At 66.2% G+C, this 10,807-nt stretch carries 9 protein-coding genes; 4 read left to right on the plus strand and 5 right to left on the minus strand.

Features of this window, described 5'->3' with window-relative positions; translation table 11 throughout:
* Positions 1 to 77 precede the first annotated feature (77 nt).
* The 4 genes from ACYPYD_RS14250 to ACYPYD_RS14265 are packed head-to-tail and all read right to left on the minus strand — an operon-like array spanning position 78 to position 3,530.
* A complete protein-coding gene (locus ACYPYD_RS14250; protein ID WP_459663770.1) occupies positions 78 to 596 on the minus strand; it encodes an N-acetyltransferase family protein in 519 nt (172 codons plus the stop codon).
* Positions 596 to 1,642, minus strand: coding sequence for a homocysteine S-methyltransferase family protein (locus ACYPYD_RS14255; RefSeq protein ID WP_459663772.1), 1,047 nt, complete (start codon positions 1,640 to 1,642; stop codon positions 596 to 598). The genes ACYPYD_RS14250 and ACYPYD_RS14255 overlap by 1 nt, the downstream gene beginning before the upstream one ends.
* The gene (gene metF, locus ACYPYD_RS14260; protein WP_459663773.1) at positions 1,639 to 2,547 is read right to left on the minus strand and encodes a methylenetetrahydrofolate reductase [NAD(P)H]; all 909 of its coding nucleotides are present in this window, start codon (positions 2,545 to 2,547) and stop codon (positions 1,639 to 1,641) included. Before metF ends, ACYPYD_RS14255 begins: the two co-directional genes overlap by 4 nt.
* Complete coding sequence (locus ACYPYD_RS14265; protein WP_008833154.1) at positions 2,547 to 3,530, minus strand: ArsR/SmtB family transcription factor; 984 nt, start codon at positions 3,528 to 3,530, stop codon at positions 2,547 to 2,549. Before ACYPYD_RS14265 ends, metF begins: the two co-directional genes overlap by 1 nt.
* 168 nt (positions 3,531 to 3,698) lie before the next feature.
* Between ACYPYD_RS14265 and ACYPYD_RS14270 the strand changes: the two genes are divergently transcribed.
* A complete protein-coding gene (locus tag ACYPYD_RS14270) occupies positions 3,699 to 3,872 on the plus strand; it encodes a hypothetical protein (RefSeq protein ID WP_170065941.1) in 174 nt (57 codons plus the stop codon).
* 236 nt (positions 3,873 to 4,108) lie between these two features.
* On the plus strand, positions 4,109 to 5,764 hold the full coding sequence (locus ACYPYD_RS14275) for an NAD+ synthase (RefSeq protein ID WP_459663775.1): 1,656 nt from the start codon (positions 4,109 to 4,111) through the stop codon (positions 5,762 to 5,764).
* A 99-nt stretch (positions 5,765 to 5,863) separates the two neighbouring features.
* Here ACYPYD_RS14275 and ACYPYD_RS14280 read toward each other — a convergent pair whose 3' ends face one another.
* Positions 5,864 to 8,014 (minus strand): TonB-dependent siderophore receptor, encoded by a 2,151-nt coding sequence (locus ACYPYD_RS14280; RefSeq protein WP_459663777.1) that lies wholly within the window; start codon positions 8,012 to 8,014, stop codon positions 5,864 to 5,866.
* A 166-nt stretch (positions 8,015 to 8,180) separates the two neighbouring features.
* On the opposite strand from ACYPYD_RS14280, the gene ACYPYD_RS14285 reads away from it, so the two are divergent.
* Positions 8,181 to 9,365 carry a benzoate/H(+) symporter BenE family transporter gene (locus ACYPYD_RS14285; RefSeq protein ID WP_459663778.1) on the plus strand — a complete coding sequence of 395 codons (1,185 nt, stop codon included), beginning with the start codon at positions 8,181 to 8,183 and terminating at the stop codon, positions 9,363 to 9,365.
* 33 nt (positions 9,366 to 9,398) lie between these two features.
* Positions 9,399 to 10,730 (plus strand): glutamate--tRNA ligase, encoded by a 1,332-nt coding sequence (locus ACYPYD_RS14290; RefSeq protein ID WP_459663780.1) that lies wholly within the window; start codon positions 9,399 to 9,401, stop codon positions 10,728 to 10,730.
* Positions 10,731 to 10,807 lie beyond the last annotated feature (77 nt).

Consider the following 10,807-nt stretch of genomic DNA (forward strand, 5'->3'; position numbering starts at 1 on the left):
GCAAGCGGGAGGGGAGAAGAACAGTGACTCCCCTCCCGCTTGCGGGCGGGGCTGGGGGTGGGCAAAGCGGCATGGCGTTACAGCACCCGCGCCAGCACGAAGTCGTCGTAAGTCTTGCCGCCGACGTCGAACCGGCGGGTGCCGATCGTCTCGAAGCCGTGCTTGGCATAGAAGGAGAATGCGCGGTGGTTGTCGTCCTTGACGCCCAGAAGCAGCCGCGAACGGCCTGCCGACTCCGCGACGACCGCCTGCATCAACGAACTGGCGATCGTCGATCCCTGAAAGCGCGAGAGGATGTAGATGCGCTTCAGCTCGATGTCCCCTTGCTGCGCATGCTCGATCTCGGGCTCGCACAGCAGCGCATAGCCCACCGGCGCGCCGCCGGGCTCAATCTCCGCCAGCCACGCCTTTGCGCCCTTGGAGAAATAGGCGCGGTAGGTCTCGGCCGAATGCTGCTTCGCGCAGTGCGCGACGAGACCCGCGCCGTCGATCACGCCTGCGAAGCTCTCGAGGAAGGTTGCCGCACCCACTAGAGCGAGCGCGTCGGCATCGTCCGGCCCGGCCGGACGTAGGCGCCAGATCGGCAGCGAATCCATTAGCCGGCCATCGTGAAGGGTTCGAGGCCCGCAAGGCGCGTCACCGGCTGCAGTTCGGGCAGATGGCGCGGCGCCATGCCGGTCACCTTGTCGGCGATGGCCTTGATGTGCGCCGGGGTCGAACCGCAGCAGCCGCCCAGCACATTGACCTGACCCGCGATCGCCCACTCGCCGACGAAGCCCGCCGTGGTGTCCGGCATTTCGTCGTAGGCGCCCAGTTCGTTGGGCAGGCCTGCATTGGGGTAGATCATGATGAGCGTGTCGGCGATTTCCGACAGCGTCTTCACGTGCGGTCGCAGCTGCGTCGCGCCGAACGAGCAGTTGAGGCCGATGGTGACGGGTTTCGCATGACGAACCGCGTGCCAGAACGCCTCGACCGTGTGGCCCGAGAGGTTGCGGCCCGACAAGTCGGTCAGCGTCATCGACAGCATGATCGGCACTTCGCGGCCGAGTTCCTGTTCGAGATAGCGCACCGCCATCACGCCTGCCTTGGCGTTGAGGGTATCGAACACCGTCTCGATCAGGATGAAGTCCGCGCCGCCTTCGATGAGGGCCGAGGCCTGTTCCTTGTAGATGTCGACTAGCGTGTCCCAGTCGATCTCGCGGTAGCCCGGATCGTTGACGTCAGGGCTGAGCGAGAGCGTCTTGTTGGTCGGCCCGATTGCGCCCGCCACGAAGCGCGGGCGGCCATCCTTCGCCTGATATTCGTCGGCGAGGCGGCGGGCCAGCTTTGCCGATTCAACGTTGATCTCGCGAACCAGATGCTCGGCGCCGTAGTCGGCCTGGCTGATGCGGTTGGCGGAGAAGGTGTTAGTCTCGGCAATGTCCGCGCCGGCTTCGAAGTAGGCACGGTGGATGGACTCCGGCACCTCGGGCTTTGTCAGCGCGAGGATGTCGTTGTTGCCCTTCTGGTCGTGGGACAGGCCCAGCGTGCCTGCGTAGTCGGCTTCCGAGAGCTTCCAGTTCTGAATCTCGGTGCCGAACGCGCCGTCGGTGATGAGGATGCGCTTGGCTGCCTCGGCGAGGAAGGTTTCACGGACGCTCATGCGACAAGTTCCTTGACGGGACGCAGGCCGAGAAGCTGGCAGATCGCGTAAGCCTGCTCGGCGCGGTTGAGGGTGTAGAAGTGGAAATCGCGGGACCCGCCTTCGTAGAGGCGCTTGCAGAGGTCCGCCGCCGCGACGGCGGCGACCAGCGCGCGCGGGCCGGGGCGATCGTCGAGGCCGTCGAACATCGTCTCGAGCCAGCCGGGGATCTCGGTGTTGCCGGACATGCGCCGGATCGCGGCGAAGCTGGTGACCGGCATGATGCCCGGCAGGATCGGTACGGTAATGCCTGCCGCCAGCGCCTTGTCCATGAAGCGGAAGTAGGCGTCGGTCGAGAAGAAGAACTGCGTGATCGCGCGGGTGGCGCCGGCGTCGATCTTGCGCTTCAGGTTGTCGAGGTCGGCCTCGGCGCTCACCGCTTCGGGGTGGACTTCGGGATAGGCCGCGACCGAGACTTCGAAATCGTGGCGCTTGCGGATGCCTTCGACCAGCTGCGCGGCGCTGGCATAGCCTTCGGGATGCGGCACGAAGCGGCCGCCGTCCGCCGGCGGCGGATCGCCGCGCAGGGCGACGATGTGGCGCACGCCCGCTTCCCAGTACTGATCGACCACTTCGTCGATCTCGCCCTTTCTGGCGGCGACGCAGGTAAGGTGCGCGGCGGGAACCAGCGCGGTCTCCTTCACGATCCGTGAGACGGTGGCGTGGGTGCGCTCACGGGTGGAGCCGCCCGCGCCATAGGTTACCGACACGAAAGCCGGGTCGAGCGGGGCAAGCTGGGTGATTGCGTCCCACAGCTGCTCCTCCATCTTCTCCGACTTGGGCGGGAAGAATTCGAAGGAGACGGAAATGTCGCCGGGCAACCCTGCGAAAATCGGGGTTTCTGCGGCGCGTGGGGAAGCGGTCATCAAACGGTCTCTCGGTTTTCAGGGCGCGCGGTTACACCATCGCGCCGCGCAGTCCAGATTTTAACGGTGAGCGGGTCGCCCGGCAGAGCGACGGGCTCGGCCGGGGTAAGGCCCGCGGAAGCGAGATGGGCGAGCATCTGCTCGTCCGAAAAGCCGAGACGGGCGTGCGCATGGCGCTCGCGCATTTCCTCGCGCTCGTGCGCGGCAAGGTCGACGACGGCGATGCGCCCGCCCGGCCGCAGCACGCGCGCGGCTTCGGTCAGCACCACGGCGGGGTCCTGCGCGAAGTGCAGCACCTGATGGAACAGCACGGTGTCGAAGGCGTCGGGCGCGAAGGGCAGGGCGGTGAAGTCGCCCTGCACCAGATCGACCTTGTCGGCGGGCAGGTCCTGCAACCGGGCGCGGGCGATGCGCAGCATCTCAGGGCTCTTGTCGAGCGCCGTCACCCGCCCCGCGCGCGCGGACAGCAGTTGCGCCATGCGCCCGGTGCCGGTGCCAACGTCGAGCAACCCGCCGATGGTTTCTTCTCCGAGCGCGCGGAGCAACGCGGCCTCGACCGGCTCGTCGGCGCCGTGGAGACGGCGCAGCGTGTCCCATTCGGCGGCGTGGCGGGCGAAGTAGGCCTCGGCGCTCGCCTCGCGCCCGGCGCGGATGGCGGCGAGGTGGCGGCGGTCCTCGGCGCAGCGGGCGGCGAACTGGCTGTCGTCACGCTCGGCGACGTTGAGGAGATTCGCGGCCGCCGTGCCGAGCGATGATTCGCCTTGTTCGGAGACGGCGATTCTCAGGAAGACCCAGCTTCCTTCCTTGCGCCGCTCGGCCAATCCGGCGTCGCACAGAATCTTTATATGGCGCGAGACGCGCGGCTGGCTCTGGCCGAGGACTTGCGCAAGCTCCCCCACGGCAAGCTCCATATGCGCGAGCAGACGCAGCATTCGCAGGCGCGTCGGCTCCGAAAGAGCGCGCAGAAGAGGGTCGATCCGCATGCCGGATCATATAAAGATATCTTTATATGTGCGCAAGCCCTAGGAATTCTGCGGATTTCCGCCTGTCGTATTCCTATTTGCGTTGCACCATTGTCTCGTCTAAAGAATGCCACTGCAGGCTTGCCTGCAAGCGTTGGCCTATGCGCCAAACAATGCAAGGGGATTCGCATGAAGAAGATTGCTTTCGCCGCGTTCGCGTCGGTTGCCGCACTGTCGCTCGCTGCTTGCGGTGGTGAGCCCGCCGCCGAAGCTACCACGGATTCGGTCGAGACCGCTCCCGAGGAGCTGATGACCGGTGACGCCACCGACGTTCCGACCGAGGCTGCGTCCGAGGCGATGTAATCGGCTCGGGGGTTCGGCGCTACCTTTTCGGTGCACTGGCCCCCGCCGCTTTCCGCTTCCGGGTCCAACCGGCTTGTGGAAAGTCCGTTTCACGACGGACAGAAGCCCTCCCCGATGGGAGGGTTTTTTGTTTCTGCATTGCGCGTTTACGCGGATGTGGAGCAGCAAGACCCGCTCTTCATTGAAGGGCGGGTTTTTGTTTGCACTGCCTTCGGGGGCGGGGCATCAACCGGGCCATGCCCGATACGCTGAAGATCACGCTCGCGCAGCTCAACCAGTCGGTCGGGGACATTCCCGCCAATGCCGCCGCTATTCTGGCAGCGCGTGACGCGGCGAAGGGCAGCGACCTCGTTGTCTTCCCCGAACTTCACCTCATCGGATATCCGCCCGAGGACCTGATCCTCAAGCCCGCACTGATCGAGCGCGCGGCGGCCGAGCTTCAGCAGCTCGCCGAATCGACTTACGGCGACGGTCCAGCGATGCTGATCGGGTCGGCTTTCGTGCTCGATGGTGCGTTGCACAATGGGGTGGCGCTGCTCGATCAGGGCAAGGTCGCGGCGGTTCGCCTGAAGCACGAACTGCCCAATTATGGCACCTTCGACGAGATGCGCCTGTTCCAGCCCGGTCCGCTGCCAGAGCCGATAATCCTGCGCGGCACGATGATAGGCGTGCCGGTGGGCGAGGATATCTGGCGTTACGAGGTCTGCCGCCATCTCGCCGATTTCGGAGCGGAAATCCTCATCTCGATCAATGGCAGCCCTTACGAGATCAACAAGGAGGCCCTGCGCATCGAAGGCGTGGCCAAGCGCCGCGCGGTCGATACCGGGCTGCCGCTGGCCTATCTCAACCGCGTTGGCGGGCAGGACGAACTGGTCTTCGACGGCGCGAGTTTCGCGGTCAACGGCGATGGTGCGCTGGCGGTTCAGCTGCGCGACTGGGAGGAGCAAATCGTGGAAACCCGCTGGACCAAGACCGCCAAGGGCTGGCGCTGCGATCGCGGCGCAGTGGAGCCGCTCGCGCAGCACCCTGAGGACATCTACAGCGCAATGGTGCTCTCCTTGCGCGACTACGTTAAGCGCAATGGCTTTCCGGGTGTCGTGCTGGGTCTGTCGGGTGGGGTCGATTCCGCGACTTGTGCAGCCATCGCCGTCGATGCGCTGGGAGCCGACCGGGTCTGGGGAGTAATGATGCCCTCGCGCTTCACCAGCGAGCAAAGCCTCGACGACGCGGCGGCCTGCGCCCGCGCGCTGGGGATTCGCTATACCGAGATGCCGATCGGCGCGGCTGTCGATGGGTTCGACGCCATGCTGGGCGAGGCTTTCGAAGGCACGCAGCGCGATCTCGCGGAGGAGAACCTGCAGTCGCGCGTGCGCGGTGCGGGCCTAATGGCGCTGTCGAACAAGTTCGGCCCGATGTTGCTGTCTACCGCCAACAAGAGCGAACTCAGTGTCGGCTATGCTGCGATCTACGGGGCCATGGCGGGCGGCTACGCGCCGCTCAAGGATGCCTACAAGAGCACGGTCTATGCGCTGGCTCGCTGGCGCAACGGACAGGCGCCGCGTATCGGCGTCGGCCCGCGCGGCGCGGTGATCCCGCAAGGAACGCTGACCCGTGATCCGACGGCCGAACTTTACGATGGCCAGCGCGATTGCGACAGTCTGCCGCCCTACGACGTGCTCGATCCGATCCTCGTCGGCCTGGTGGAGCACGACAAGAGCGTCGCGCAACTGGTCAACGAGGGTTTCGAGCACGGCGTCGTTCGCCTCGTGGAGTTGCTGCTCCACCGGGCCGAGTATAAACGGCGCCAGTCGCCGCCCGGCGTCAAGCTGACCGCACGCAACTTCGGGCGTGACCGGCGCTATCCGATCACCCACGCGTTTCGGAGTGGGTGAGGGGGCGGTTGCCCACCCCGCTGCGACTAAGTGATAAATCACTAAGTCTCGTTCCCCTCCCGCAAGCGGGAGGGGCTGGGGGATGGGTCTTCCTTCCCCTCAGTACTCGACGCTCAGAGTCACCACGGCGCTGCGCGGCGCGCCATAGAACGCCTGCCCCCACTTGAGGCTGTTGAGGTACTTCACGTTTGTCACGTTGCGCAGATTGACGCTGGCGCGCACGTGCTCGACCACGCGTACCCCGGCCATGAGGTCGAGGATCGCATAGCCCTTCTGCTTCAGCGTCACGTCGCCTTCGACGCCGCCATAGGAGGACAGGTCGCTGACCACCGCAGTCGTCGCGTTCTGTACGCGAAGCTGCGCACCGAGCTTCAGATCGTTGAGTTCGGGCACCGAATAGGTGCTCGCCAGCTTGAGCGACTGGGTCGGGATCCAGGTACGGGTGTCCTCGCCGTCGGCGTTCTCGATGTCGAGGTACGTGAAGCCACCCGATAGCGTCCAGTTGCCCGTCACTTGTCCCGAAAGCTCCACTTCGAAGCCGGTCGAGGTGGTGTCCTGCGGGTCATAGTAGCTGCCGCCCGCCTTGCCGTTGCAGGCGGCGCCGTCGACGCCGACCGGGCAGCCGTCCTCGTCGAAGTAGCCCGCATATTCGGCGAGGCCCTTCTGCTTGGCCCTGAACACGGCGGCGGTGGCGTAGAGCTTGTCGCCGAACCACGTGCTCTTGATGCCGCCTTCCAGACTGGTACCCTTCGCAGGATCGAGGCGCGCGCCGTCGATGCCGACTTCGACCTGCGGGTTATAGATGTCGGTGTAGCTGGCGTAGAACGAGACGTTCGGTGTCAGATCATAGACCGCGCCGACATAGGGGCTGACCTTGTTGTCCTTGCGTGCCTGATCCGCGCCGTAGGAAAAGCCGCTCGACTTGATCCACATCGCGCTGGCCCCGACAACGGCCTTGAGCCGGTCGGTCAGGCTGAGGTGCGCGGCGCCGTAAACGCGGGTCAGGCGGTCGCTGTAGTCGGCGGCGAGATAGCTGCCGGGATAGCTGGGCTCGGGAATGCCGGTCTCGCCCCACTCGGAAGGGGAGGGGTAGACGATCGTGTCCTCGGAAAAGTTCTCGTACTCCTTGGCGTCGGACTTCGAAACCGAGACGCCGAAGGCCAGCTTGTGCTCGCGTCCGAAAAGCTGGAACGGGCCGGAGACGTAGACGTCGCCAAGGTACTGCTTGTAGTCCGAAGGATAGATACCGGCCATGCCGTAGACGCCCTCGCCGGTCTCGCGATCGGGGTAGCCGTATGCATAGAGTAGCTTGGCGTTCTCCTGGAAACGGCGGTAGGTCGCGATGCTGGTGGCCGACCAGCCTCCGCCGAAATCATAGACCAGTTCGCCGAATACGCTTTGGTCCTTGGTATTCCAGTAGGTCCAGTCGGCCGAGGTCGTCGCCGAGCGCTTGAGGTCGATGCGGGCGCCGTCGGTGTAGACCAGCGGGATCGCGCCCCACAGCACGCCATCGGCGTCGTTTTCCTGTCGGGTGTAGCCCACCGTCGCGCGCAGTGACGGGGTGGCCTGCCAGCGCAGGATGGCGCCGTAGACGTCGCGGTTGACGTGGTTGTACGAAAGGTAGCCGTCGCGGTCCTCGTGCGCATAGATCGCGCGTACCGCCAGCGTGTCGGTGAGGGGCACGTTGGCGTCGCCCTCGACGCGCCAGTAGTCTCGCGTGCCCACTTGCGCCGAGCCGGTGATCTTGAGTTCGTCGGTCGGCCGCTTGCGCACGTAGTTGACGGTGGCGGACGGGTTGCCGATCCCGGTCATGATCGCGTTGGCGCCGCGCACGATCTCGACGTTCTCGAACAGCGCGGTGTCGAGGTCGCCGAACTGGATGCCCCAGGCGAGCGGCAGGCCGATGCCGTCGACCTGGAAGTTCGACACGTCGAACCCGCGCGAGGAGAAGTAGGTGCGGTCGGTCTCCACCCGCTCGACGTTCACGCCGACCGCCTGCTCCAGCAGGTCGTTGACGTTGGTGATGGCGAAGTCCTCGATGCGCTTGCGGTCGATGATGGTCACCGACTGCGGCGTTTCCTTGACCGACAGCGCCAGCGCGGTGGCCGAACTGGATTGCTCCAGCCCGGCGGTGACGATGATCGTGTCGGCAGCTGGCGCTGGGACCTCGTCGGCATGAGCGGTGCCACATAGGCCGGGTGCGATCAGGAGCGTGCTGGCGAGCAGGGAATGCCGGACGGGCAGGCGCATTGGGACCCTCATCATTGTTGCTGGACTTTTGCGCGCACTTATTTGTCGTGCAAATGCGAGTCAATCGCAATAATGTAGCGCTCATGTTTCGGATGGTCGCAGCAGCGGTTGGGAGCGGTTGGCGGCCCCGGGTTTCTTCGGCGAAGAAACATGGCATACGGTCGAAATGCCTTTGCGTTCTTCGATATCCGCCGCTCCGCCGCTCGCAGCCTGGACTTCCGCTTTCATTGCCGCTCTGGTGGGCTTCGGGGGCACGGTCCCGCTTATCGTCCAGGCGATGCGCGGACTGGGCGCGGACGCGGGGCAGGTCGGCTCCGCGGTGACCGCCTTGTGCCTGGGCATCGCCGTATGCGGCGGGCTGCTGTCGCTGCGCCTGCGGATACCGGTCGTGCTGGCATGGTCGACGCCGGGCGCCGCATTGCTGGTGGCCAGCGCCGGAGCGGTAAGCTGGCCCGTCGCGATCGGTGCGTTTCTTGCGGCGGCCGCGATGATGTGCGTGCTGGCGGTAGTACCCGTGCTGGAGAGGGCGGCGCAGCGGATCCCCGCCTCGGTCGCCTCGGCGATGCTGGCGGGCGTGCTGTTGCCGTTCTGCCTGCAGCTGTTCCGGACCTTGGAAAGCGACGCCCTGCTGGTCTGCGTACTGCTGGTGGTTTTCGTCATCGCTCGCCAGCGGCTGCCGCTCTATGCCCTGTTGCTGGTGCTGGGCGCCGGTATCGCGGTCCTGCTGCTGCGCGGCGATCTCGCCGGTCATCACGGCGGGTCCTTCCTGGGGAGCCTGCGGCCGGTCGCTCCCCGGTTCGACTGGCGCGCGGTGACCTCCATCGGGGTGCCGCTGTTCCTGGTGACGCTGGTGTCGCAGAACCTGCCTGGCCTCGTGGTATTGCGTTCGGCCGGCTATGCGCCGGCGCCGCGGCCCTTGCTTCTGAGTACGGGCCTGGCGACGCTCCTGCTGGCACCGTTCGGCGCGCATGGCGTGAACCTTGCGGCGATCACGGCCGCGATCTGTACGGGGTCAGACGCGCATCCCGATGCTGCAGGCCGCTGGGTGGTCGGCGTGATCTATGCCGGTTTCTATCTGCTTCTGGCGCTGTTCTCGACGCCGCTGGTGCTGTTCTTCCTCGCGATGCCCTCATCCGCGATCGCCGCGCTGACCGGGATTGCGCTGATCGCCCCGCTTTCGGGTGCGGTGGAGCAGATGCTGGTCGAGAAGTCCGAGCGCGATGCTGCGATCCTGACGTTCGCAGCCACCGCTTCGGGTGTCTCGCTGCTGGGCGTCGGCTCGGCGTTCTGGGGGCTGCTGGCGGGATTCGCGGCACTGGCGGCAAAGTGGGCGTTTGCGCGCCGAAATTGACCTGACGGCCAGCGCCCCGTAATTGCGGGCGCCATGACCGTTACCCGCTTCGCTCCTTCGCCCACCGGGCACCTTCACGTCGGCAACATCCGCACGGCGCTGCACAACTTCCTGCTGACCAAGCAGGCGGGCGGGCGCTTCCTGCTGCGCATCGACGATACCGACGCGGCGCGTTCGAAAGAGGAATATGTCGAGGCGATCCGTGCCGATCTGGCCTGGCTGGGCCTCCATCCCGAAGGTGAGGAGCGCCAGTCCGCGCGCTTTGCCGTCTACGAGGAAGCCTTCGCGAAGCTGGAAGCAGCGAGCCGCGTCTATCCGTGCTGGGAGACGCCGCAGGAACTGGATTTGCGCCGCAAGGTGCTGCTGGGGCGCGGTCTTCCGCCGATTTACGACCGCGCGGCGCTGAAGCTTTCGGCCGAGGAAAAGGCCGCGAAGATCGCGGCGGGCGACCTGCCGCACTGGCGCTTCCTGCTCGATCATGCCGAGCCGATCGGCTGGGACGACGGCGTGCGCGGGGCGCAGAAATTCGACGCCGCGCAGATGAGCGATCCCGTCGTGCGCCGCGCCGACGGTTCGTGGCTCTACATGCTGCCCTCGGTGATCGACGACATCGCCATGGGCGTGACCAGCATCCTGCGCGGCGAGGACCATGTGTCCAATACGGCGGCGCAGGTGCAGATGTTCACCGCGCTCGGCGCTCCGGTGCCCGCGTTCGCGCATGAGGCGCTACTGGTGGGGACCGAGGGCAAGCTGTCGAAGCGTCTCGGCTCGCTGGGCGTCGCGCATCTGCGGGAAGTCGGGATCGAGCCGCAAGCGCTGGTGGCGCTGCTCGGACGGCTGGGGACGAGCGATCCGGTCGATCCGCTGCTGGGGCTGGAGGAGTTGGCGGGGGCCTTTGATCTTTCGCACTTCGGCCGCGCGCCTGCGCGGTTTGACGAGGCGGAACTGGAGCGCGTGAACGCCGCCGTGGTCCATGCGCTTAGCTTCGATGCCGTGGCCGCGCGGCTGCCCGAGGGGATGGACGCGGCGGCTTGGGAAGCGATTCGCCCGAACCTCGCCAAAGTGGGCGAGGCGGCCGACTGGTGGGCTGTCGTGACGGGGCCGGTGGCGACGGCGGAATTGTCCGACGAGGACCGGGCCTTCTGCGCGCAGGCTGCCGAGGTGCTGGCCGGGCTGGAGTGGGGCGAGGGAATTTGGAAGGCGCTGACGGGGGCGCTCAAGGACGCCACCGGGCGCAAGGGCAAGGCGCTGTTTCTGCCTTTGCGTCAGGCGCTTACGGGCATGGAACATGGGCCGGACATGGGTGCGCTGCTGCCGCTGATCGGGCGCGATGCGGCGTTGGAGCGGCTGCGGGCGGTGGGATAAAACGCGGGGACTTCGACAGGCTCAGCCTGAGCGGAATTCTAAATTGGTCTATCAATCCCGCTCAGGCTGAGCCTGTC

This window comes from Novosphingobium sp. 11B (assembly GCF_054589055.1).

Bases quoted from the DNA above. Each gene is read 5' to 3' on its own strand.
- ACYPYD_RS14250 (WP_459663770.1), bottom strand. From the start codon at position 596: ATGGATTCGCTGCCGATCTGGCGCCTACGTCCGGCCGGGCCGGACGAT.
- ACYPYD_RS14255 (WP_459663772.1), bottom strand. From the start codon at position 1,642: ATGAGCGTCCGTGAAACCTTCCTCGCCGAGGCAGCCAAGCGCATCCTC.
- metF (WP_459663773.1), bottom strand. From the start codon at position 2,547: ATGACCGCTTCCCCACGCGCCGCAGAAACCCCGATTTTCGCAGGGTTG.
- ACYPYD_RS14265 (WP_008833154.1), bottom strand. From the start codon at position 3,530: ATGCGGATCGACCCTCTTCTGCGCGCTCTTTCGGAGCCGACGCGCCTG.
- ACYPYD_RS14270 (WP_170065941.1), top strand. From the start codon at position 3,699: ATGAAGAAGATTGCTTTCGCCGCGTTCGCGTCGGTTGCCGCACTGTCG.
- ACYPYD_RS14275 (WP_459663775.1), top strand. From the start codon at position 4,109: ATGCCCGATACGCTGAAGATCACGCTCGCGCAGCTCAACCAGTCGGTC.
- ACYPYD_RS14280 (WP_459663777.1), bottom strand. From the start codon at position 8,014: ATGCGCCTGCCCGTCCGGCATTCCCTGCTCGCCAGCACGCTCCTGATC.
- ACYPYD_RS14285 (WP_459663778.1), top strand. From the start codon at position 8,181: ATGCCTTTGCGTTCTTCGATATCCGCCGCTCCGCCGCTCGCAGCCTGG.
- ACYPYD_RS14290 (WP_459663780.1), top strand. From the start codon at position 9,399: ATGACCGTTACCCGCTTCGCTCCTTCGCCCACCGGGCACCTTCACGTC.